Source organism: Streptomyces flavochromogenes (assembly GCF_000717595.1).
Taxonomy (GTDB): domain Bacteria; phylum Actinomycetota; class Actinomycetes; order Streptomycetales; family Streptomycetaceae; genus Streptomyces; species Streptomyces flavochromogenes.
In genome coordinates this window covers 38,122-59,807 of the sequence record NZ_JNZO01000006.1, presented here as the reverse complement: position 1 = coordinate 59,807, position 21,686 = coordinate 38,122, and the positions used below count along the sequence as shown (strand labels likewise).

Annotated in this window: 21 protein-coding genes; 8 read left to right on the top strand and 13 right to left on the bottom strand. The window is 72.9% G+C overall.

The genetic code is table 11. The annotated features are described in order from the left end of the window. Positions 1–303: 303 nt before the first annotated feature. Entirely contained in the window at positions 304–738 is a 435-nt protein-coding gene (locus IF00_RS0107975) for a cell division protein SepF (protein ID WP_030315727.1), read from the top strand. Positions 739–779: 41 nt separating this feature from the next. On the opposite strand, the gene IF00_RS0107970 is transcribed toward IF00_RS0107975, so the two are convergent. Next, positions 780–2,657 (bottom strand): MFS transporter, encoded by a 1,878-nt coding sequence (locus IF00_RS0107970; protein WP_030315725.1) that lies wholly within the window; start codon positions 2,655–2,657, stop codon positions 780–782. A 471-nt stretch (positions 2,658–3,128) separates the two neighbouring features. Between IF00_RS0107970 and IF00_RS0107965 the strand changes: the two genes are divergently transcribed. Beyond that, positions 3,129–3,980 (top strand): phosphatase PAP2 family protein, encoded by an 852-nt coding sequence (locus tag IF00_RS0107965; protein WP_388308937.1) that lies wholly within the window; start codon positions 3,129–3,131, stop codon positions 3,978–3,980. A gap of 119 nt (positions 3,981–4,099) precedes the next feature. Here IF00_RS0107965 and IF00_RS0107960 read toward each other — a convergent pair whose 3' ends face one another. Next, positions 4,100–4,315: an I78 family peptidase inhibitor gene (locus tag IF00_RS0107960; protein ID WP_030315717.1), complete on the bottom strand. Its 216-nt coding sequence runs from the start codon at positions 4,313–4,315 to the stop codon at positions 4,100–4,102. Positions 4,316–4,626: 311 nt separating this feature from the next. Here IF00_RS0107960 and ctaD point away from each other — a divergent pair, with 311 nt between their 5' ends. Then, positions 4,627–6,339 (top strand): aa3-type cytochrome oxidase subunit I, encoded by a 1,713-nt coding sequence (gene ctaD, locus IF00_RS0107955; protein WP_030315715.1) that lies wholly within the window; start codon positions 4,627–4,629, stop codon positions 6,337–6,339. Here ctaD and IF00_RS0107950 read toward each other — a convergent pair. The 4 genes from IF00_RS0107950 to IF00_RS0107935 form a co-directional block, all read right to left on the bottom strand. Beyond that, the gene (locus IF00_RS0107950) at positions 6,278–7,264 is read right to left on the bottom strand and encodes a helix-turn-helix transcriptional regulator (RefSeq protein WP_030315714.1); all 987 of its coding nucleotides are present in this window, start codon (positions 7,262–7,264) and stop codon (positions 6,278–6,280) included. The two genes, ctaD and IF00_RS0107950, sit on opposite strands and share 62 nt — an antisense overlap. Positions 7,265–7,336: 72 nt before the next feature. Continuing rightward, positions 7,337–8,611, bottom strand: a complete 1,275-nt coding sequence (locus tag IF00_RS0107945; RefSeq protein ID WP_030315712.1) for a glycosyltransferase family 4 protein — start codon at positions 8,609–8,611, stop codon at positions 7,337–7,339. Positions 8,612–8,702: 91 nt separating this feature from the next. Next, positions 8,703–10,067, bottom strand: coding sequence for an ABC transporter substrate-binding protein (locus IF00_RS0107940; RefSeq protein WP_030315710.1), 1,365 nt, complete (start codon positions 10,065–10,067; stop codon positions 8,703–8,705). Beyond that, entirely contained in the window at positions 10,045–10,569 is a 525-nt protein-coding gene (locus tag IF00_RS0107935; protein WP_037637822.1) for an MTB12 C-terminal domain-containing protein, read from the bottom strand. Before IF00_RS0107935 ends, IF00_RS0107940 begins: the two co-directional genes overlap by 23 nt. 116 nt (positions 10,570–10,685) lie before the next feature. Here IF00_RS0107935 and IF00_RS0107930 point away from each other — a divergent pair, with 116 nt between their 5' ends. Genes IF00_RS0107930 through IF00_RS0107920 form a run of 3 tightly spaced genes read left to right on the top strand, consistent with a single transcriptional unit; the run spans position 10,686 to position 14,325 of the window. After that, positions 10,686–11,123: a hypothetical protein gene (locus IF00_RS0107930; RefSeq protein WP_030315706.1), complete on the top strand. Its 438-nt coding sequence runs from the start codon at positions 10,686–10,688 to the stop codon at positions 11,121–11,123. Next, positions 11,123–13,684, top strand: coding sequence for an ABC transporter permease subunit (locus IF00_RS0107925; RefSeq protein WP_030315705.1), 2,562 nt, complete (start codon positions 11,123–11,125; stop codon positions 13,682–13,684). Before IF00_RS0107930 ends, IF00_RS0107925 begins: the two co-directional genes overlap by 1 nt. Then, on the top strand, positions 13,681–14,325 hold the full coding sequence (locus tag IF00_RS0107920) for an ATP-binding cassette domain-containing protein (protein WP_030315703.1): 645 nt from the start codon (positions 13,681–13,683) through the stop codon (positions 14,323–14,325). Before IF00_RS0107925 ends, IF00_RS0107920 begins: the two co-directional genes overlap by 4 nt. A gap of 15 nt (positions 14,326–14,340) precedes the next feature. Here IF00_RS0107920 and IF00_RS0107915 read toward each other — a convergent pair whose 3' ends face one another. Then, on the bottom strand, positions 14,341–14,943 hold the full coding sequence (locus tag IF00_RS0107915; RefSeq protein ID WP_030315701.1) for a LysM peptidoglycan-binding domain-containing protein: 603 nt from the start codon (positions 14,941–14,943) through the stop codon (positions 14,341–14,343). A 248-nt stretch (positions 14,944–15,191) separates the two neighbouring features. Here IF00_RS0107915 and IF00_RS0107910 point away from each other — a divergent pair, with 248 nt between their 5' ends. Then, positions 15,192–15,974: a hypothetical protein gene (locus tag IF00_RS0107910; protein WP_030315700.1), complete on the top strand. Its 783-nt coding sequence runs from the start codon at positions 15,192–15,194 to the stop codon at positions 15,972–15,974. Between the two features lie 206 nt (positions 15,975–16,180). After that, entirely contained in the window at positions 16,181–16,465 is a 285-nt protein-coding gene (locus IF00_RS0107905) for a hypothetical protein (protein ID WP_106975782.1), read from the top strand. Between the two features lie 93 nt (positions 16,466–16,558). On the opposite strand, the gene der is transcribed toward IF00_RS0107905, so the two are convergent. From der to IF00_RS0107875, 6 genes are all read right to left on the bottom strand, one after another. Then, positions 16,559–18,007 (bottom strand): ribosome biogenesis GTPase Der, encoded by a 1,449-nt coding sequence (gene der, locus IF00_RS0107900; RefSeq protein WP_030315694.1) that lies wholly within the window; start codon positions 18,005–18,007, stop codon positions 16,559–16,561. 70 nt (positions 18,008–18,077) lie between these two features. Then, positions 18,078–18,764: a lysophospholipid acyltransferase family protein gene (locus IF00_RS0107895; protein WP_051819978.1), complete on the bottom strand. Its 687-nt coding sequence runs from the start codon at positions 18,762–18,764 to the stop codon at positions 18,078–18,080. Next, complete coding sequence (cmk, locus tag IF00_RS0107890; protein WP_037637765.1) at positions 18,719–19,393, bottom strand: (d)CMP kinase; 675 nt, start codon at positions 19,391–19,393, stop codon at positions 18,719–18,721. Before cmk ends, IF00_RS0107895 begins: the two co-directional genes overlap by 46 nt. Positions 19,394–19,574: 181 nt before the next feature. Next, positions 19,575–20,663, bottom strand: a complete 1,089-nt coding sequence (locus tag IF00_RS0107885; protein ID WP_030315686.1) for a prephenate dehydrogenase — start codon at positions 20,661–20,663, stop codon at positions 19,575–19,577. Next, positions 20,660–21,022 carry a chorismate mutase gene (gene aroH, locus IF00_RS0107880; RefSeq protein WP_030315684.1) on the bottom strand — a complete coding sequence of 121 codons (363 nt, stop codon included), beginning with the start codon at positions 21,020–21,022 and terminating at the stop codon, positions 20,660–20,662. The genes IF00_RS0107885 and aroH overlap by 4 nt, the downstream gene beginning before the upstream one ends. Before the next feature lie 144 nt (positions 21,023–21,166). Continuing rightward, the gene (locus tag IF00_RS0107875) at positions 21,167–21,598 is read right to left on the bottom strand and encodes a YidB family protein (protein WP_030315682.1); all 432 of its coding nucleotides are present in this window, start codon (positions 21,596–21,598) and stop codon (positions 21,167–21,169) included. Positions 21,599–21,686: the final 88 nt, after the last annotated feature.

Below are 21,686 nucleotides of genomic sequence, written 5' to 3'. Positions count from 1 at the left end.
GAATCTGGGCCGGGCTATGGACCGCCGGACGGCCTCGCGGCATCGTAGCGAGCGGATCCGTTCACCCGTACGCGCCCATCGTCACCCTTGTGACCCGACTTTCATATTTTCAGCTACATGGCCCTCCCTCAGGCCCCGCATACCGCAAGTTTCCTGACGAATCACCAGGAAACGGTGCTCACGTTCTGCACCAGTACCGTCACGAATCCCCTGCGCGCCGACTATCCACTTGGCGCGCGATCCGCATCATGAAGGACGATAGGGATTGCGGAACCACAAGTGACCGCGTGAAAGGAGGCGTCCATGGGATCGGTGCGCAAGGCGAGTGCCTGGCTGGGACTCGTCGAGGACAACGACGAGCGTTACTACGACGACGAGTACGCCGACGGTGCCGAGGGCGGCGACGCCTGGGTGACGGACCCCCGGGTCCGGGTGGCCACGGACACCGCCGAGGACCGGGGCCGGCGGATCGCCACCGTCTCCCCGGACGGCTTCCGGGACGCCCGGGGCATCGGCGAGCTCTTCCGTGACGGTGTTCCGGTGATCGTGAACCTGACCGCGATGGAGCCGAACGACGCCAAGCGCGTGGTCGACTTCGCCGCCGGTCTCGCCTTCGGTCTGCGCGGTTCGATCGAGCGCGTGGCCACGCGGGTCTTCCTGCTGACCCCCGCCGACACCCAGATCGTCACCGGTGAGACGGGCCGCCGCCAGCAGGACGGTTTCTTCAACCAGAGCTGAGCGGGTCCGCCGGCCGGCCGGGCACCCCCCGAGGGATCGGGTCAGTGCGCCGGACGCCCCGAGCCGGCGGGCTCGATCGCTTCCCGGGTCGCGGGCACCCGCGGCTCGGACGGGTCGGCGAGCCGCGGCGCCTCGGACGAATCCGGGGACCTCACGGCCCCCGTCGACTTCGAGAGCACCGGCGCGGACCGGACGGGCTCGGATCCAGCCGCCTCGGACCCGGCCGTCTTGAAGCCGGCAGTCTCGGATCCAGCCGCCTCGGACCCGGCCGTCTTGAGTTCGTCCGCCGCGAACCCGGCCGCCTCGGACAGAGCCGGCTTCGACCGCGCCGGCGGCTCCGCCTCCGGGACACCGGCGGACATCGTCTCCTCCGGATTCACCGGGCACTCCATCACCCGGGGCAGGCGCCGGGCCATCGCCGCGCCGAGCAGCAGCAGCCCCGCGCTCACGAAGAGCGTGATGTGCAGCCCGTTCACGAAGGCGTGCCGGGCGGCCTGGTACAGCGCGCCGCCGGCCGCGCCGCCGAGCTGATCGGCGACCTGATAGGCCTCTCCGAGCGAGTTCGCGGCGGCCCGGCTCGCCTCCGCGGGCACCCCGGGGAGGGCGGCGAGCCCGGGGGCGTACGCCGCGTTCATCACGCTGCCGAGCAGGGCCGTACCCATGCCCGCGCCGAGCTGGTACGAGGTCTCGCCGATCGAGGCGGCGGCGCCGGCGCTCCGCTGCGGGGCCTCGCTGAGCATCGACTCGTACGCCGAGAACAGCGTGGTCTGCAGGCCGAAGCCGAGCAGCACGAAGCCCACCGTGAGCAGCAGGGGCCGGTCGTGCTGTCCCATGAAGGTGAGCAGCAGCACGGCGGCGGCGGTGAGGACGAAGCCCCAGCCGACCATCCGGCGCGGTCCGATCCTGCGCAGGGTGTACGAGCCGGTGGCGCCGGCGGCCATCGCGGCGAAGGTGAGGGGCAGGAGGCGCAGCCCGGTCTCCAGCGGGCTGAGGCCGAGGACCAGCTGGAGGTACTGGACGGCGATGAGCTGCAGGCCGACCAGGGCCAGCATCGCGAGCACGATGCAGCCGACCGAGGTGGTGAAGGCGGCGCGGGAGAAGAGGCGCATGTCGATCAGCGGGTGGGGCCGTCGCCTCTGGCGTCGCACGAAGAGGACGAGGAGCGCGGCACCGAGCAGCAGCGGCCCGGCGGTCGGGAGCGCGAGGAGCGGTTCGCCGGCGCCGGCCCGCTTGACCCCGAGGACGCAGCCGAGCACACCGGCGGCGGCCATGAGCGCGCCGAGGACGTCCCAGGGTCCGTCGGCGGCTCCCCGGGACTCGGGGAGGAGGCGGCGACCGAGCGGCAGGATCAGCGCCATCAGCGGAATGTTGATGAGGAAGACGGAGCCCCACCAGTAGTGCTCGACGAGGAAGCCGCCGAGCACGGGTCCGGTGGCGGCCCCTATCGCGGCGACCGCCGTCCAGATCCCGATGGCGGTGGCGCGCTCCCGCCGGTCGGGGAAGACCGCCCGGAGGATGGAGAGCGTGGCGGGCATGATCATGGCGCCGCCGACGCCGAGGAGCACCCGGGCCCCGATGAGGACGGAGGGTTCGGTGGCGAGCGCGGCGACCGCCGAGGCGATGCCGAACAGCGCGTATCCGAGGAGGAGGATTCTGCGCCGCCCGACCCGGTCCCCGAGGGTGCCGAAGAGGATCAGGAGCGAGGCGCAGATCAGGGGGTAGGCGTCGACGATCCAGAGCAGCGAGGTGGAGCTGGGGCGCAGGTCCTCGGTGAGCGAGGGGATCGCGACATGGAGGATGGTCGCGTCGAGGGCGACCACGAGAAGGCTGACGCAGAGGACGACGAGGACGACCCAGCGGTTGGCTCCGCCGTCGGCTGCGGCACGCGGTCGTGCTGGGGCCGTGTTCGTCCGCGACATGTACGTACCTCCCAGTGAAGCTCTCGCGCTCGGCGGGCCCCGACCAGGGCTTATGCCCCTGGGGTGGCCCGGCATCGACGGGCGAGTGAGCCGTCAGCGTACGCGAGTTCAAGGCCCGAGCGCGTGGTGCAGCTCTCACCCCGGCGGGCCACGCGGTGTGGCGTACGCCACTCGGGGCGGGCCGCGCGTCGCATGGAATTCCGTACGGACACCTGTTTGAAGCAATTCCCGAGCATTCAAACACTCTTCCGGAAACGACTCCGCGACAATAGGGCGGAAGGTCATCGGATTTCCTGACGGACGACAGGAATAGGCCGCCGACTGAGACCTACTCCACATCACATCAACATCACGAACAGACCGGAACGACCGGGTCTGCTTCTCACTCCCTGTAACGTCCATTGGGTGCGTACCGACATCTTTGCCCGGCTGGACCGGGAGCCGGAACCGCCGAAGATAGAGGTCCCGCGGATGACCCGCACGCGTCTCGCCCTCTTCGGCGGGACGTCGGCGTTCTATCTCGCCATGGTCGTCGCCGTGCTGCTCTCGACGTGGCTGGTGACCCTCGACTGGAAGATCATGCTCTTCCGGCCCTATCAGCAGTGGCCGGAGATCCACGGCTTCCTCGACTACTACGTCGTCCTCGGCCAGCGCGGCCCCACGGCCGTCATGGTGGCCGCCTGGCTGGGCTGGCGCTCCTGGCGCCAGCACACGCTGCGGCCCCTGCTCTGCCTCGGCGCCGCCCTCCTGCTGCTCAACGTCACGGTCGGCGCGGTCAAGCTCGGGCTCGGCCGTCTCGGACCCCACTACGCGACCGAGGTCGGCTCTGCCGAGCTCTTCGCGGGCGGCGACATATTCCCCTCGGGTCACACCGCCAACGCGGTCGTGACCTGGGGCATCCTCGCCTATCTGGCGACCACTCCGAGGGCCAGGCGCTATCTGTCGGCGCTCTCCGCCGTGGTCGCGCTCGGCGTCGGACTCACCACGGTCTACCTCGGCACGCACTGGCTGAGCGACGTCCTCCTGGGCTGGGCCGCCGGACTGCTGATCCTGCTCGCCCTGCCCTGGTGCGAGCCGGTCCTCGCCGTGGCGGAGTCGTGGATCCTCACCCTGCGCGACCGGGTACGGGACCGGCTGCGGGACCGCCGCCGTCTGGTTCCCTCGCTGCCCGTGGCCTCCGGAGGACCCCGCCCGGGGTACTTCCCGCAGCGTCCGCCCGGGTCCGAGGAGCCGGTCCGAGGGCCGGCCGGAGTGGCCGGCGGGCGCGCTGCGGCGACCCGCACGGGAGTGGCCGGCGGCCGCGCCCCGGCGACCCGCGGCTGACCACGAGCGTCTGCCCACCCGCATACGGAAGGGCCCCGGCCGATGGATCGGCCGGGGCCCTTCCGTATGCCCGGGTACCGGACGCACCGAGCGCGCCCGGTGCGTCCGGCGCCGGTCCCTCAGCCGAGCCAGCAGCGGGTGACCGTGCCGCCCTCGACCTCGAAGTTGATGCGTCCGGCGAGGTACTCCATCGTGATGATCGAGCCGGGCGGGAGCGACCTCACGGTGCTCCAGCCCCGCGTCCTGGCGAGCCGTGCGGCGCCGTCCGCGTCCAGGCCCACATAGGACTCGGGGGCGTCGCGGGGCGGTTCGGGAGTGCGCGATGTGGGTGCCATGGCCCTCACGTTAGTCCCTTGGCGGTCACGCTTGTGTCACAAGTTCTCGACATATGTTCGGCATGATCCCGGTCACTTCGGGACACGGATTCCGGCCGTTTCTCCAGTAATTCCGAAGGGCATCCGGCAGTTCGCACCACGGGGCCGGAAGTGCCGACGGAACGCGGGTAATTCGACTCTTCCCGCTCCGCCCGTCCCGAATTGTCTCGGCGACGCGCACGCGAGGCGCTCACTCTTCCCTTACACAATGCTTACGCTGTCCGAACGCCCGGAGACGCGGAGCCGGGACGACCGCGAAGCGGAGGCAGCGGATGGGCAACGGGACAGCGACCGCGACCGTCGAATCGAGCCGCGAGCGGCACGGCCGGATCCTGATCGACTGGCTCACCACCACCGACCACAAGAAGATCGGGCACCTCTATCTGGTGACCGCGTTCGTCTTCTTCCTCATCGCCGGACTGATGGCGATGCTGATGCGGGCCGAGCTGGCCCGCCCCGGACTCCAGCTGCTCACGAACCAGGAGTTCAACCAGGCCTTCACCCTGCACGGCACGATCATGCTGCTGCTCTTCGCCACACCGACCTTCGCCGGCTTCGCCAACGAGCTGGTACCGCTGCAGATCGGCTCGCCCGACGTCGCCTTCCCCCGACTGAACATGTTCTCGTACTGGCTGTTCCTCTTCGGCAGCCTGATGGTGATCGGCTCGCTGCTCACCCCGACCGGCCCGGCCGCCTTCGGCTGGACCGCCTACGCCCCGCTCAACAGCCTGGAACGGTCCCCCGGCGTCGGCGTCGACCTGTGGATCGTGGGGCTCGCGCTCTCCGGCTTCGGCACCATCCTGACGTCGGTGAACTTCCTCGCGACCATCATCGGGATGCGGGCGCCCGGCATGACCATGTTCCGGATGCCGATCTTCACCTGGAACGTGCTCTTCACGGCGGTCCTGGTGATCGTCGCCTTCCCCGTGCTCGCCGCGGCCCTGCTCGTCCTGGAGGCGGACCGGCGCCTCGGCTCGGTGGTCTTCCAGCCCGAGAACGGCGGCGCGCTGCTCTGGCAGCACCTCTTCTGGTTCTTCGGTCATCCCGAGGTCTACATCATCGCGCTGCCGTTCTTCGGGATCGTCAGCGAGATCATCCCGGTCTTCGCCCGCAAGCCGATCTTCGGCTACACCACGCTGATCGCCGCCACCATGGCGATCACCGGCCTGTCGGTGGTCGTCTGGGCCCACCACATGTTCGCGACGGGCGCGGTGCTGCTGCCGTTCTTCTCGCTGCTCTCGTTCCTGATCGCGGTGCCCACCGGGGTGAAGTTCTTCAACTGGACCGGGACGATGCTGCGGGGCTCGCTCTCCTTCGAGACCCCGATGCTGTGGTGCGTGGGCTTCCTGGTGTCGTTCCTCTTCGGCGGCCTGACCGGAGTGATCCTCGCCTCGCCGCCCATGGACTTCCAGGTCACCGACTCGTACTTCGTGGTCGCCCACTTCCACTACACGGTCTTCGGCACGGTCGTCTTCGCGACCTTCGCCGGCTTCACCTTCTGGTGGCCCAAGTTCACCGGCCGGATGCTCGACGAACGCCTCGGGAAGATCCACTTCTGGACCCTCTTCATCGGCTTCCACCTGACCTTCCTGGTACAGCACTGGCTCGGCGCGGAGGGCATGCCCCGGCGGTACGCCGACTACCTGGCGGCGGACGGCTTCACCGCCCTCAACACCGTCTCCACCATCGGCGCCTTCCTGCTCGGCGCGTCCACCCTGCCGTTCCTCTACAACGTGTGGAAGACCACGCTGTACGGGCCGAAGGTCGAGGTCGACGATCCGTGGGGCTTCGGCCGCTCCCTCGAGTGGGCCACCTCCTGCCCCCCGCCCCGGCACAACTTCGAGGCCGTCCCCCGGATCCGCTCCGAGGCGCCGGCCTTCGACCTGCACCACCCCGAGTTCGCGGCCTACGAGCGGATGCGGATCACGAGCCCTCCGCCGGAGCGGAGGCGGACCGGTCGAGGGAACGGGACAACAGGTCCCTGAGCGCCCGTACCCGGTCGACCAGCTCGGGCGGGTCGAGCACCTCGAACTCGAAGCCGATCAGCGACACGTGGATCACCATCACATCGAGGCTGTGGGCCCCCGTCCGGAGCAGGCAGGCGTCCTCACCGTCCGCCGTCAGGACGCCGTCGGCCGCTCCGACGGCCGCGGCGGCCTCGGCGAGCGGCACATGCAGCCGGATCGTCGCCTCGGTCGCGTACGCCGAGGTGGACACGCCCTTCGCCACGTAGGCGGCCAGATCCTCGGCGGGCGGCTCGCGGGGCGGGAAACGGGGCCCGTGCGGCGGCGTCGGCACGATCCGGTCGGCCCGGAAGGTGCGCCAGTCGGCCCGGTCCACGTCCCAGGCGACCAGGTACCAGCGCCGCTCGCTGCAGACCAGGCGGTGCGGCTCGACGTTCCTGCGGGTGGTGGCCCCGCCGTGGTCCCGGTACTCGAAGCGGAGCCGTTCGGTGTCCCGGCAGGCGTTGGCGAGTTCGGTGAGGACGGCCGGGTCGATCCGCTCGCGCGGCGTGCGCAGCATCGGGACGGTGAAGGCGTTCAGGGCGCTCACCCGGCGCCTCAGCCGCCCCGGAAGCACCTGCTCCAGCTTGGCCAGGGCACGTACCGAACTCTCGCCGATGCCCTCGACCCCCTGCCCGGCGGCGGCGCGCAGGCCGACGGCGACCGCCACGGCCTCCTCGTCGTCCAGGAGCAGCGGCGGCAGCTCGGCCCCGGCACCCAGCTGGTACCCGCCGCCGGTCCCGGGGCTCGCGTTGACCGGGTAGCCGAGCTCACGGAGCCGGTCGACGTCCCGCCGTACGGTGCGGGGCGTGACCCCGAGCCGGTCGGCGAGGTCGGCACCGGACCACTCGCGGTGGGCCTGGAGCAACGAGAGCAGACGCAAGAGCCGTGCGGAGGTCTCCAACATGATCCCGAGTCTGCCAGCCCTCGCGGACGACTTCTGTCCTCGATGAACGGGCGTCCCGGGGGGGGCGGCCGGTCAGCGGAAGCGGCGGACGAGCCTGCCGGCCCGCGCCTTCAGGGCGTAGACCGCGTCGATCACGCGACCGGTCCCGGTGTGCAGCGCCACCCGGCCCTGCGGGTGGGTGCGCAGGCTCGCGCCCCGCTCGACGAGCTCCGTCCACAGCGCCTCGTGCCGGGCGGCGATCCGGACCGGGTCGAACCGGTCGGACGCGTCGAGCGCCGCCCGTGCCGTCTTGGCCCGCAGTTCGTCGTCCTCGACGAGTCGGCGCAGTGCCCGCGCGAACGCCGTCACGTCGTCGACCGGCACCAGGAAGCCGTCGACCCCGTCCTCGATGATCTCGCCCGGTCCGTGCGGGCAGTCGGTGGAGACCACGGGGAGTCCGCAGCGCATCGCCTCGACGATGGTCATGCCGAAGGACTCGCGCTGCGAGGTCACCGCGGCGATCGAGCCCTTGGCCAGCTCCGGTTCCAGCGGAGTCGCCGACCCCATGAGGAAGACCTGCTCGCCGAGGCCCCGGTCCTTGATCTGCCGGGTCAGCGGCCCCCTGAGGTTCTGGACGGCGTCGCCGCTGCCGTAGATCCGCAGCCTCCACTCCGGGTGGTCGGCCGCCACCTCGGCGAAGGCGTCGATCAGCAGGTCGTACCGCTTGACGCGGGTGAGCCGGCCCGCCGCGACGACGGTCTTCGCCGCGGGGTCGGCGGGCGGCACCGGGGGCGCGGGCACGCTGTTGGGCACGGACTCGACGCGTACGCCGGGCAGCCCGAGCTTCCGGTAGGCGCGGGCGTCCGCCTCGGTGACGGTGGTGACGGCGTCGAGCAGCGCGTACTCGTGGCCGATGTCCCGGCGCAGCCGGAAGGTGTGGCCGTCGAGGATCAGGTGCTCCTGTCCGACGAGGACCGGCCCCCGCCGGGCCTGTCGGACGAGTTGCACGTTGAGCCCGGGGCGGGTGCCGACGAGGACGTCGGCCTCGACGCCGCGCAGGTGCTCCCCGATCCGGGCGTCGGTGAGCGCGCTGTACTGCTTCCAGCGTCCGTCGCCGCGCGGGAAGACCTCGGCGGGCCGGTGGAAGTCGGGGTGGCCGCCGTCGTATCCGGGGCTGTCCTCGCGCAGGTCGACGAGGTGCCGCAGGGTCACCCCGGAGGGCAGGCCGAGGAGGGGGCGGTCGCGGTGGCGGAACACCGAGACGATCTCGACCTCATGACGCTTCGCCAGTTCCTCGGCGAGGGTGAACGTCGTCCGGATCGTGCCGCCGTAGTGGTAGCCGTTGTGGAGCAGAAAGGAAATACGCATCGCGCTGCCGGTTCCCCCCGGTCAGTTGATCGGTCGCCCGACTGTACTGCCGGTGGAGGGGGGCCGTTCACGGCCCGTGGCCGACGAGGCGTCAGGGGCGGTAGCCGAGCTGGGGCACGGTCGCGCAGTTCTTCGTCATCTCGCCCTGGCTCACCCAGCCCCGGCCGTCCTGCCAATGGGCCACGGAGAGACAGGTGTTCCGGGTCGCGGGCGGTCGCGCGAGGTGCTCGTAGCGGACGGGGAGCAGCAGTCCCCGCGCGGTGTACGCCTCCGGGCGGTTCATGTACGCCTCCACGCACGCGCGGGTGAGCCCACCGCCGGCGTCACCGTTGCCTCCGCCGCCGGCGGCACCGCTCCCCCCGCCGCTGTCCCCGCCGTCGGTTCCGCGCCCGGCGAGGCAGGAGCGGGCCGCGTCGGTGAACCACATCGCCGCCGCCCAGCCCTCCAGCTGCCACTGCGACAGCGGCCGTTCCCCCATCGCCGCCCGGAACTCGCGGACCGCCGGATTCCCGGTGTCCTGGTGGTTGCGGCTCGCGCCGGTCACCCAGAGGGCGTCCCGGCAGCCGGGCGCGCGGGCGTAGTCGCGGGCGACGGACGAGGACCAGTTCTGCACGTTGGTGACCTTGGCGTCGACCCGTACGCCGAGGTCCTCCATCGCCTCGCACAGGCGCACGTTGCCGTGGGTGTCCATGGCGTCGAAGAGGACGTCGACGTGCTGGGCCCGCAGATCGGCGGCGACCGCGCGGAAGTTGGGCAGGGCGAAGTCCACCTGTTCCCCGACGACCCGGTAGCCCTCGGCGCGCAGCCCCCGGGTGACCAGCCGGGCGTACGCGGCGGACGCGCTCTGGTTGTAGGAGACGACGGCGGCGGTCCGTGCCCCCTTCTCCTTCGCGAACCAGCGGTAGACCTCGGTCCCGCCGTACAGGACCCCGCCCCAGCCGGGTTCCTTCCCGGTGCGCGGGGCGGAGCTGCCGTAGATCCCGTACAGATGCGGATAGGTGTCGTACGCGGGGGTGAGTGGCTGGCCGCCGATGTCGGGCACCCCGGCACGGGAGACGAGGGGCGCGCCCGCGTAGTCGAGGGCGGTGGTGGCGACCAGGGCGAAGACCCCTCGCTCGTCGATCAGCCGGTGCACGCACGCGTTGTTCCCGACACCGCTGCCGCCGTCGTCGCAGGTCTCGACCTCGACCCGGCGCCCGTCCAGGCCACCGCGCGCGTTGAGGGCGTCGAAGTAGGCGCGGGCGCCGTCGCGCGTGCCCGTGAAGGCCTGTCCGCCGACGGGGCTGGTGACGCTGGTGATGATCCCGACGCGGAGCGGCTCACCGCCGGAGGGGTGGGCGGTGGGCCGCGTCTCGAAGGCACGCTCCGGGAGCCGGCTGCCGCAGGCCGTGAGAAGAAGGAGCAGCAGGGCCAGGAGCAGTGCCGCTCCCGCCTCAGCAGCCCGGAACGGTGACACCGCTCAGCTGGACGAGGCCGCACAGCGTCTTCACGGTGACCTTCCAGGTGTCGTTCTGGAGGACGGACGTGCCCTGCGAGCCGGGCAGCGCGGGGGCTCCGCCGACCAGCAGGTCGTATGTCACATTGGCCTCGGTGGCGGAGGTGAACTCGACGCCGGTGACCTTCGCCGAGGTCATGGCGGCGTTCTTGTCGCCGCCGAATGCGGCGAGGACGCCCTGCATCTGCTCCCCGTTCTCCAGGAGCTTCACCCGCTCGGCGGCGGGGGTTCCGGGGTCGAAGAACGCCGTCCAGTTCCTGGTGATCTCCGCCTTGGCGGCGGCGGGGTCGTCGGGTTCGTCGCCCCCCGTGGGCGCGGCGGAGGTCTCGGTGCCGTCGTAGCGGCCCTCGCCACCACCGGCACCGTCGTCGGAGCACCCCGCGACGACGGGGGTGAGCACCAGGACGGCGGCGGCCGCGAGGGCGGCGAGCCGGGGGCGTCGGCCGAGTCGTGCGAAAACCATCTGGTTCACCACCGGTGTCCCTCCGGGCCGTACGGCCCGATGCTTCCAGGGTGGGACGTATCGGGGCATAGTGCAAGATCAGGGCATAGCGTGAGGAAGAGACGAGGGAGGTCGCCGTGCCGACATCCCGGACCCTGCTGTGGAGCGGTCTCGTGGCGGCCGCCGGGGGCGCGGTGCTGTGCGTGCTCGGCTGGTACGGGATCTCCGGCGAGCGGTTCGCGGAGCGACAGCTGCCCTATCTGGCCTCGTGCACGGTGCCGGGCGCGGCCCTGATCGTGGCGGGCGCGATCCTCGTGGTGACGGCGTACGCCCTTCCCGTACGCCCGCCGGAACCGCACGGCCCGAGGACGGCGGAGGACGGCCCCGCGGCGGAGGACGGCCCCGCGATGCAGGAGACTCCCCCGCCCTCCTCCGACGGTCCGCCGCTCCGCGTCCCGGGCGGAACGCTCGCGCACCGCCCGGACTGCCCGCTGATCACGGGCAAGCCGGAGGCGACGGAGGTGGGGGAAGCGGTCCTGGCCCCCTGTCCGGTATGCGAGCCGTGGCCGCCCTGATGGCCTCCCTGACGTACGAGTTGACGCTCGCCGGCCTCGCGGTCGGCAGCGCCGCCGCGCTCACCGGGATCGGACTGATCGTCACCTACCGGGCGACCGGCGTCCTGAACCTGGCCCACGGCGCGGTGGCCATGATCTGCGCGTACGTGCTCCGCCAGCTGGTGGTCGTCTGGGGCTGGCCGCTGCCCGTGGGCGCCCTCGTCACCCTTCTCGTCTTCGCCCCCGGCATCGGACTCGTCCTGGACCTCGGGGTGTTCCGGCCGCTCGCCCGGCGGGAGGCGAACCCGGCGCAGTCCCTGGTGGCCTCCATCGGCGTCTTCGTGCTGCTCGTGGGCGCGGCGGTGCTGCTCTGGGGCCCGGGGGCGCGCGACGACGCACCCGTGCTCCTCGGCGACGATCCCTGGGCGCAACTCGGCGCGGTGGTGGTGCTCGCCTGCCTGGTGGGCGCGGTGACCCGGTGGACCCGGTTCGGGCGGGAGCTGCGGGCCGTGATCGACAACCGGCCGCTCGCGGTGCTCTCCGGGATCGACGCGGACCGCGTCGCGGCGGCCGGCTGGGCCTTCGGCTCGTTCACCGCCGGGCTCACCGGGGTGCTCCTCGCCCCGTACGTACGGCTCGACCCCTACGGGATGTCGCTGCTCGTCGTCGAGGTGATCGCGGTCGCCGTCATCGCGCGGATGCGGTCCCTGCCGGTCGCGGTGACCGCCGCGCTCGCCATCGGCGTCGCCCAGGCCCAGCTCACCCGGCTGCACCCGGAAGGATGGGCGGGACCGCTGGTCCAGGCCGTCGGGGCGAACCTGTTCGTGGCGGCGCTCCTGGTGGCCGCCCTCGTCCTGCCGGGGATCGGCGGCAAGGGCCGGGACGCGCTGCCGCCGCCGGTGCGCTCGGAACGGGTGCCGGGGGCCGTGTGGCTCGTCGTGGGCCTGCTGTTCCTGCTCCCGCTGGGCTTCGCGGGCTCGGACCTGCACACGGCGATCCAGGTCCCGGCGCTCGCGGTGATCCTGCTGTCCCTGGTCGTGGTGGCGGGGCGGGGCGGGCAGATCACGCTCGGGCAGGCGGCGTACGCGGGCCTGGGCGCCCTGTTCACGGCGCTGCTCACGGCACGCGGGGTCCCGGGCCTCCTCGCCCTCGGCCTGGCGGTGCCGCTGGTCGGGGCGGTGGGCCTGCTCACGGGCTGGCCGGCGATCCGCCGGCACGGCCTTGCCCTGGCGCTCGTGACGCTGGCGACGGGCGTGGCGGTGAGCCGTTTCGTCCTCACCCAGCCGTACGCGACGGCCGGCCTGTCCCTCGGCCGCCCGGCGGGCTTCTCCGACGACCGCGCCTTCTACGCCCTCGAACTCGTCGTCCTCGCGGGCTGTCTGGCCCTGGTGGCGGCCCTCCGCAGGGGCCGGACGGGCCGGGCGCTCGCGGCGCTGCGGGACCACGAGCCGGGCGCGGAGGCGGCGGGTGTCGCGGTCCCCGGCCTGAAGCTCCTCGCGTTCGTCCTGGGCGCGGCCCTGGCGGCCCTGGGCGGCGGCCTGCTCGGCATGGGCCTGCGTGCCTTCGACCCGGAGGCGTACGACCCCGTCCGCGGCCTGCTGTGGTTCGCCGCGGTCCTGGTCCTGGGCGCGGACAGCCTCCTGACACCGCTGGCGGCGGCGGCCCTCCTGACGACCCTCGACGCGGGCGCGTACGCGGGCACGGCGGCCCTGGCCCTGGGCCTCCTTGCCACCCTGACGGCCAGAATCCCCCCGCTGACGACGTTGCTCCCCCAGACGCACCCCGCACCCGCGGCCGCCGACGGCGGCGCGCGCCCCACGGGAGGACCGAGGGCCCTCGTGCCCCGCCGCACCGCCCCTGCCGGCGGGGAGCCCCGTCGTGCCGAAGGCCGGACCCCCTCCCACCGGCCCGCGGTCCACGCCCGCGCGCCCGTCCCCCGCCTCCATGCCCACGACCTCACCGTCATTCACCCCGGAGGGGTCACCGCCCTCGACCGCGTCACCCTCGACCTCGCCCCCTCCCGCGTCACCGCCCTCGTCGGCCCCAACGGCGCCGGCAAGAGCACCCTCTTCGACTGCCTCGCGGGCACCCTGCGCCCCCGTGAGGGCCGGATCACCCTCGACGGCACCGACATCACCCACCGCTCGGCCCACGCCCGCACCCGCCTCGGCATCGCCCGGACCTTCCAGCGCCTCGCCGTCTTCCCGTCCCTCACCGTCGAGGAGAACGTCCGCCTCGGCGAGGAGCAGGGCCACCTCCGAAAGGACCCCGCCGCGGTCGAGCGGAGCCTGCGTCTCCTCGGCCTCGCCGGATCCGTACGGCACGCCGCGGCGACGGGCCTGCCCACCGGGACCCTGCGCCGGGTCGAGCTGGCCCGCGCGCTCGCGGGGCAGCCGCACACCCTGCTCCTCGACGAGCCCTCCGCCGGTCTCGACGCCGCCGAGACGGCCGCCCTCGCCCGGGTCCTCGCCGCGCTGGCCGCGGACGGCCTGACCGTCCTGGTCGTCGAACACGACCCGGATCTCGTCGCGGGCATCGCCCACACCGTGCACACCATGGAAGGCGGCCGGATCGTGTCATGAGCGTCGAGATCGCCCTGCGCGCCGCCCGGGTCGGCTATGGCCCCCTGGAGGCCCTGCACGGCCTCGACCTGCCCGTCCCCGCCGGCACGGTCACCGTCCTCCTGGGCCGTAACGGCTCGGGACGGACGACGGCCCTGCGCGCCCTCGCCGGCGTGGTACGGCTCACCGCCGGCCGGGTCCTGTGGCGGGGCGCCGACGTGACCCTCCTCCCGGCGCACGAGCGGGCGCGCCGCGGGCTGTGTTTCGTACCGGACCTGCAAGCGGTGTACGCGGGCCTCACCGTCGCCGAGAACCTCGCGCTCACAAGTCCCGGGGCGCGGCCCCCCTTCCCCGAGCTCGTCCCCCTCCTCGACCGCACCGCCGGGACCCTCTCCGGCGGTGAGCGCCGCATGCTGGCCCTCTCCCGGGCCCTTCTCCCCCGCCACGCGCGCGTGGTGCTGGTCGACGAACCGTCGCTCGGCCTGGCGCCGCCGGTCGCCGCCCGCACGTACCGAGGGCTGGCGGCACTCGCCGTGGAGGGCGGCGCCGCCGTGGTCCTGGCGGAGCAGCGGGTCCCGGACGGACTGCCGCCCGGGACTCTCGTGCACGAGCTGCGGCGCGGATCCCTCGCGTTCAGCGGGGAGCGGACCGAACTCGGGTGACGGCCCCGAGTCCCGTCACAGCGGGCCGATCCGCAGCATCGTCCCGACGACGACCCGGTTCGGATCGGGCCCGACGAGGCTCCGGTTCGCCGCGTACAGCGCCTTCCAGCCGCCCTTGATCCCGAAGCGGCGGGCGATGGAGCTGAGGGTGTCGCCGGGCTGGACGGTGTGGGCGCGCCCGCTCAGCCCGTACCGCTTGGAGCAGACCGGCCAGGCCCCCCATCCCTGGGTGCGGAGCACCTCCTCCGCGACGGCGATCTGCTGGGGGCGGGTCGCCAGGTCGGCGCGGGGCGCGTACCGCAGTCCGCCGTGCTCGACCCAGGTCGGGTGCCAGAACTGGAGCCCGCCGTAGAAGCCGTTCCCGGTGTTGATGTGCCAGTCCCCGCTGCTCTCGCACTCGGCGACACAGCCCCACGGCCACTGGTCCTTGGCGCAGGGATAGGCGGGCACGGCCGCGGCCGCCCGAAGCCCTTCGGCCACGTCCCGGAGCACGGTGGACGTGGTCCGGGGCCCGGCCGCCACGTCCCGGGCCAGGGCGGGTGCCGGGGCCAGGGTCAGCAGCGCGGCGGCGGACGCCGCCACAAGCGAACCCGCCGTCCAAAATCGGATCTTCGACATCGGGGCAGGCTAGGCAGCGCCCCGCCGCCCGCGGTCCGTGCCGCGCGGAACACTGTTCACACCCCACCCGGTCGGAGTCACCCGCGTTCCGGGCCTCCCCGGAGCCCCGCTGCCCCGCTTCCGCACGGGCCGGTGCCAAGTTGCCTCGCTTCCACGCGTGACCCCGGCCGAGCCTGACCCGTTGAACTCGTCATGAGACGACCGGGAACGGCCCGGCGTCCCCCCGTACCGAGTCCAGGGAGCCCCCCGTGCCGCGCATGCTCGACGTCAGCGAGGACGTACGCGCCGAGATCGGCGACGAAGAAGCGGACCGGCTGCTCGCCGGCGACAACGCCCCGGGCAGCTACGACTGCACCTCCTGCCGCACGCCGGGGGACTCCGGGCAGGAGCGCACCAGCACGGTGCTGTTCGTCGGCGACGAGACCGCGGTCCTCGCGTTCGCCCACGCCAGCTGCATTCCGTCGCAGGTCGTCCGGGTCGCCGAGGAGCAGCTCCAGGGCGCCGTCGCCTCCATCACGGCCTCGGACACCGCCGACGCGCTGTCCGCCGCCCACCCCGAGCAGGCCGTGCTCGGCGTCACCAGCGGTCTCGTCCTGATCCAGGGCGAGCTGCACCCGGCGCTCGTCGTGGAGCCGACCGCGCCGGTGGCCCGTCCGGGTTCGGACGGCCTCACCGACGAGTTCCTGCCGCTCCTGGCCGACCAGGGCTTCCACCAGGTCATGAACCTCGACGAGAAGCCGGCCGCGCTGCCGGGCTGGTCGGTCCTGGTCGCCATGGGCCAGCTGCACTCCGTCCTCCAGCCCGGCCCCGGCGGCGCCGGGCAGGCCGCCTGGTGGCAGGCGCACCAGCCGCTCCAGGTCACCGAGGGCTGGCGTGCGGCGGCCAACAAGTCGCACACGGTGCTGGTCTTCGCCGCCCCGGTCGGCTCGATCGGCCAGCAGCCGCGCGAGGACCTGCTGCGCGACGCATTGGAGAAGGCCGCGGCGAACGGGCGCCTGGTCGCCGCCGCGATGCCGCTGGCCGGTACCTGATGGAGGGCAGCCGGCCGGGCATAGGGTGGGCGCGGGTCTCCGGCGTACCGACGGGGTCCGCCGGTCCGGCGTCCCCGACGGTGCCGCGTCCCCGGCCTGCGCTCCTTTCGGAGAGCCGCCCGCATCCGACGGGCGGCGGGGTCGTTGGCACCTACGTGCACCCATACGACCCCTTCCTCCCGCCGTATCCGAGCCAGATCCCTTCGATGCGCCCTGCGCAGGACGTCACGGCGGGGGCCTCGCCCACGCCGATCTACGACGCCCTGTACTCGGAGTACCGCAGGTCGTTCCGCACGCTGCCGGGTGACCGCAGCGGCGAGGAGGAGCTGACGTTCCGGGCGTTCGGTACGGCGGTGAGCACGGGCGTGTACGGACACGGGCAGGGCAGCCGGTACACGTCGGCGTATCCGGCGGCGTGGTCGGCCCCGTACCCGCCGACGCACACCCACACCCAGGCGGCCCTGCCGCCGGGGCCCCGCAGGGGCGTCTAGGCACACGGCACACCGGGGGAACGGCGGAGGGCCGGGGCGATCGCGCCCCGGCCCTCCGCCGTGTCCCCGGTCCATATGGCCCGGACGGACCGACTACTTCTTGCGGCCGCGCTTCTCGCGCACGCGCACCGAGATGTGGATCGGGGTGCCCTCGAAGCCGAACTCCTCGCGGAGGCGGCGCTCGATGAAGCGTCGGTAGCCGGCCTCGAGGAAGCCGGAGGCGAAGAGCACGAAGCGGGGCGGCTTGGTGCCGGCCTGCGTGCCGAAGAGGATGCGGGGCTGCTTGCCGCCGCGGATCGGGTGCGGGTGGGCCGCGACGATCTCACCGAGGAAGGCGTTGAGCCGGCCGGTGGGGACACGGGTCTCCCAGCCGGCGAGGGCGGTCTCGATGGCCGGTACCAGCTTCTCCATGTGGCGGCCGGTCTTGGCGGAGACGTTGACGCGGGGCGCCCAGGCGACCTGCTGCATCTCGGTCTCGATCTCGCGCTCGAGGTAGTAGCGGCGCTCCTCGTCGAGCTCGTCCCACTTGTTGTAGGCGATGACGATGGCGCGGCCCGACTCGACCGCCATCGTGATGATGCGCTGGTCCTGGACCGAGATGTTGTCGGTGGTGTCGATGAGGATGACGGCCACCTCGGCCTTCTCGACGGCGGCGGCCGTCCGCAGGGAGGCGTAGTAGTCCGCGCCCTCCTGGAGGTGGACCTTCTTGCGGATACCGGCGGTGTCGACGAACTTCCACGTCACGCCGCCGAGCTCGATCAGCTCGTCGACCGGGTCGCGGGTGGTGCCGGCCAGCTCGTTGACGACGACGCGGTCCTCGTTCGCCACCTTGTTGAGCAGCGAGGACTTGCCGACGTTCGGGCGGCCGATGAGAGCGATGCGGCGCGGGCCGCCGACGGCGTTGCCGAAGCGCTGCTCGGGGGCCTCGGGCAGCTTCTTCAGGACCTCGTCGAGGAGGTCGCCGGTGCCGCGGCCGTGCAGCGAGGAGACGGGGAACGGCTCGCCGAGGCCCAGGGACCACAGCATGGCCGCGTCGGCCTCGCCGGACTGTCCGTCGACCTTGTTGGCGGCGAGGACGACCGGCTTGCCGGCGCGACGCAGCAGCTTGACGACGGCCTCGTCGGTGTCGGTGGCGCCGACGGTGGCGTCCACCACGAAGAGACAGGCGTCGGCGGCCTCGATGGCGAACTCGGCCTGGGCGGCGACGGAGGCGTCGATGCCGAGGACGTCCTGCTCCCAGCCGCCGGTGTCGACGACCTTGAAGCGGCGCCCGGCCCATTCGGCCTCGTAGGTGACGCGGTCGCGGGTGACGCCCGGCTTGTCCTCCACGACGGCCTCGCGGCGGCCGATGATGCGGTTCACCAGGGTCGACTTGCCGACGTTCGGACGGCCGACGACGGCGAGGACGGGGAGGGGGCCGTGGCCCGCCTCCTCGATCGCGCCCTCGACCTCTTCGACGTCGAAGCCTTCTTCGGAGGCGAGCTCCATGAACTCCGCGTACTCGGCGTCGCCAAGTGCCCCGTGGTCGTGCTGGTCGTTCATGAAGTCCGTTCCTTGATCATTCGTGGTCGGTGGGTCCCCGGGCCGCGGGGCCCACTACTGAAAGTCTCGCTCAGCGCCCGGTGAGACGCCTGGCGTTTTCCAGGTGGTCGGTGAGCTTCCCCTGGATCCGTACGGTGGCCTCGTCGAGCGCCTTGCGCGTGCGCCGGCCGGAGCCGTCACCCGCGTCGAAGGCGTCGCCGAAGACGACGTCGACGCGGCCGCGCAGCGGAGGCAGTGCCTTGACCAACCGTCCGCGGCGGTCGGTGCTTCCCAGGACGGCCACCGGGACGATCGGGGCTCCGCTGCGGACGGCGAAGTACGCCAGGCCCGAGCGGAGCGAGGCGAAGTCGCCGTCGCCCCTGGTGCCCTCGGGGAAGATCCCGAGGACGCCGCCCTGCTCCAGGACGCCCAGGGCGTTGCCTATCGCCGTGCGGTCGGTGCTGTCGCGGTCCACCTTGAGCTGCCCGATGCCCTCCAGGAAGCTGCCGAGCGGGCCGACGAACGCCTCCTTCTTGATGAGGAAGTGCACGGGGCGCGGTGCGGTGCCCATGAGCATGGGGCCGTCGATGTTGTGCGCGTGGTTGACGGCGAGGATGGCGGGGCCGGTGGCCGGCACCTTCCAGGCGCCGAGGACGCGCGGCTTCCAGAAGCCGTACATCAGGCCGATGCCGATGCGTCGGCCGACGGCGGCGCCCTTCCCGGAGGGCACGGTCACTTGGCGGCCGTCCTCTTCTCGTCCACCAGGGTGACGACGCATTCGATGACCTGGTCGAGGGTGAGCTCGGTGGTGTCGACCTCGACGGCGTCGTCCGCCTTGGCGAGCGGCGAGGTCTTACGGCTGGAGTCGGCCGCGTCCCGCTTGACCAGGGCCTCCTTCGTCGCCTGTACGTCGACGCCCTTCAGCTCGCCGGAGCGGCGGGCGGCACGGGCCTCGGGCGAGGCGGTGAGGAAGATCTTGAGATCGGCGTCGGGCAGGACGGTGGTGCCGATGTCCCGGCCCTCGACGACGATGCCGTGCTCCGCGCTGCGGGCGATGGACCGCTGGAGCTCCGTGATCAGGCTCCGCACCTCGGGGACGGCGCTGACGGCGCTGACCTTGGAGGTGACCTCCTCGGTCCGGATGGGGCCCGCGGCGTCGGCGCCGTCGACGGTGATCGTGGGCCGCGCCGGGTCGGTGCCGGAGACGATGACCGGCTTGGCCGCGGCGTTGGCGACGGCGTCGGCGTCGTGGACGTCCACACCGTTGCTGATCATCCACCAGGTGATCGCCCGGTACTGGGCACCGGTGTCGAGGTAGCTCAGACCCAGCTTGGCGGCGACCGCCTTCGAGGTGCTGGACTTGCCCGTGCCGGAGGGCCCGTCGATGGCGACGATCACGGATTCCACGGTGGGAACACCTTCCTGGGGGTGAGTGACGGGCCCGGCAGGATGCGGGGGACCTCCACAAGGTTACCGAGTCCCCGGCCCCCGCCCGGCCCCACCTCTACGGGGCCCCCGCCGCCCCGCCGCGCGCCGCGTCCCGCGGGGCCCTACGGGAGCGGCCCCCCGCCGCCGGGGCCGGGGCGCGTCAGCCTGTCCGAAGCGCCCAGCCGCGTTCCTGCAGCGCCGCCCCCAGCCCCGGTGCCGCCGAGGGTTCCACCATCAGCTGGACCAGACCGGCCTGCTGCCCCGTCGCGTGCTCGATGCGGACGTCCTCGATGTTGACCCCTGCCCGGCCCGCGTCGGCGAAGATCCGGGCCAGCTCGCCCGGCTGGTCGCTGATGAGGACGGCGACCGTCTCGTACGCCGTGGGCGCGGCACCGTGCTTGCCGGGGACGCGGGAGCGGCCGGCGTTGCCGCGGCGCAGCACGTCCTCGACGCCCGAGGCGCCGTCCCGGCGCTTGTCCTCGTCGGCGGACTGCAGGGAGCGCAGCGCGCGGACGGTCTCGTCGAGGTCGGCGGCGACGCCGGAGAGGACGTCCGCCACGGGGCCGGGATTCGCGGACAGGATCTCGACCCACATGCGCGGGTCCGAGGCCGCGATCCGGGTGACGTCGCGGATGCCCTGCCCGCAGAGGCGTACGGCCGACTCGTCGGCCTCCTCGAGGCGCGCGGCGACCATCGACGACACCAGCTGCGGGGTGTGGGAGACCAGGGCGACCGCGCGGTCGTGGGCGTCGGCGTCCATGACGACGGGGACGGCCCGGCACAGCGCGACGAGCTCCAGAGCGAGGTTGAGGACCTCGGTGTCGGTGTCCCGTGTCGGGGTGAGCACCCAGGGGCGTCCCTCGAAGAGGTCGGCGGTCGCGGCGAGCGGGCCCGAGCGCTCCTTGCCGGACATGGGGTGCGTACCGATGTACGCGGTGAGGTCGAGGCCCAGGGCCTCCAGCTCGCGCTTGGGGCCGCCCTTGACGCTGGCCACGTCGAGGTAGCCGCGCCCGAGCCCGGCGGTCATGGCCTCGGCGAGGGTGGCGGCCACGTGCGCCGGGGGCACGGCGACGATGACGAGGTCGACGGGCCCCTCGGGCGCCTCGTCGGTGCCGGCGCCGAGCGCGGCGGCCGTGCTGGCGCGCGCCGGGTCGTGGTCGCGCAGATGGACGGTGACGCCCCTGCCCGCGAGGGCGATCGCGGCGGAGGTGCCGATCAGTCCGGTGCCGATGACGAGCGCTGTTCTCACTGGGCGATGTCCTTGCGCAGAGCGGCCGCGGCGCCGAGGTAGACGTGCGCGATCCGGGACTTGGGAAGTTCGGTCTCGACATGGGCGAGGAGCCGGACGACCCTCGGCATCGCGCCCTCGATGTCGAGTTCCTGCGCGCAGATCAGGGGGACGTCGACGATGCCGATGCGGCGGGCCGCGGCGGCGGGGAAGTCGCTGTGGAGGTCGGGGGTGGCCGTGAACCAGATGCTGATGAGGTCGTCGGCGTCGAGTCCGTTGCGCTCGAGGACGGCGGTGAGCAGCTCTTCGACCTGCTCGCTCATGTGTCCGGCCTCGTCCCGCTCCAGCTGGACGGCTCCTCGGACCGCTCGTACCGCCACGTCGTGCTCCTTCGCCTGCGTCAGTGCTCCGTTCAGCCTAGTCAGGGGCCGGAGGGCGTGCCGGGGCGCCCGCTCTCCGAGACGGAGGACGGGCGCCGCGAGGGCCTTCGGAGCCCCGGGAGGCCGGGAACCCGGGTTCGCCGGTCAGAGATTCTGCTCGCGGATGATGTCTTCAAGGGAGCCCTGGGGCATCGAGCCGGTCGGCGTCAGCTTGTCGACGGCCTGCGGCAGCGACTGCGCGATCCGGTCGGCGGCCTCCTCCGGGCTGACGCCGGCGTCCTGGGCCACCTTCCGCAGGGTCTCGTCCGGGAGGGCCTCGGCGATCTGGGCGCCGCTGACGGGCTGGTTCTCACCGGTGCCGACCCAGGACCGGGTCTGGTCGGTGAGGCCCGACCTGGTGAGCATGTCGAGGAGTCCACCGAGCGGGTTCGACGCACCGCCCGCGCCGCCCCCGCCCTGGCCGCCCGCGAGCGCGCCGATCAGGGAGCCGAGGATGCCGCCGGCACCGCCACCGCTCTGTCCGCCGGGACCTCCCAGGAGACTCCCGAGGAGCCCGCCGAGGTCGTTTCCCGCCATGGTCCTGCCTTTCGTCCGGTTCGGATCACGCCCAATGTCACCCGAACCGGGGTGCTCCGCCACTCGGGGTACAGGCCTCGCCCGGATG

Coding starts and splice junctions, on each gene's coding strand:
- IF00_RS0107975 (WP_030315727.1), top strand. CDS start 304: ATGGGATCGGTGCGCAAGGCGAGTGCCTGGCTGGGACTCGTCGAGGAC.
- IF00_RS0107970 (WP_030315725.1), bottom strand. CDS start 2,657: ATGTCGCGGACGAACACGGCCCCAGCACGACCGCGTGCCGCAGCCGAC.
- IF00_RS0107965 (WP_388308937.1), top strand. CDS start 3,129: ATGACCCGCACGCGTCTCGCCCTCTTCGGCGGGACGTCGGCGTTCTAT.
- IF00_RS0107960 (WP_030315717.1), bottom strand. CDS start 4,315: ATGGCACCCACATCGCGCACTCCCGAACCGCCCCGCGACGCCCCCGAG.
- ctaD (WP_030315715.1), top strand. CDS start 4,627: ATGGGCAACGGGACAGCGACCGCGACCGTCGAATCGAGCCGCGAGCGG.
- IF00_RS0107950 (WP_030315714.1), bottom strand. CDS start 7,264: ATGTTGGAGACCTCCGCACGGCTCTTGCGTCTGCTCTCGTTGCTCCAG.
- IF00_RS0107945 (WP_030315712.1), bottom strand. CDS start 8,611: ATGCGTATTTCCTTTCTGCTCCACAACGGCTACCACTACGGCGGCACG.
- IF00_RS0107935 (WP_037637822.1), bottom strand. CDS start 10,569: ATGGTTTTCGCACGACTCGGCCGACGCCCCCGGCTCGCCGCCCTCGCG.
- IF00_RS0107925 (WP_030315705.1), top strand. CDS start 11,123: ATGGCCTCCCTGACGTACGAGTTGACGCTCGCCGGCCTCGCGGTCGGC.
- IF00_RS0107920 (WP_030315703.1), top strand. CDS start 13,681: ATGAGCGTCGAGATCGCCCTGCGCGCCGCCCGGGTCGGCTATGGCCCC.
- IF00_RS0107915 (WP_030315701.1), bottom strand. CDS start 14,943: ATGTCGAAGATCCGATTTTGGACGGCGGGTTCGCTTGTGGCGGCGTCC.
- IF00_RS0107905 (WP_106975782.1), top strand. CDS start 16,181: ATGCGCCCTGCGCAGGACGTCACGGCGGGGGCCTCGCCCACGCCGATC.
- der (WP_030315694.1), bottom strand. CDS start 18,007: ATGAACGACCAGCACGACCACGGGGCACTTGGCGACGCCGAGTACGCG.
- IF00_RS0107895 (WP_051819978.1), bottom strand. CDS start 18,764: ATGCGTCGTCACCCTGGTGGACGAGAAGAGGACGGCCGCCAAGTGACC.
- IF00_RS0107875 (WP_030315682.1), bottom strand. CDS start 21,598: ATGGCGGGAAACGACCTCGGCGGGCTCCTCGGGAGTCTCCTGGGAGGT.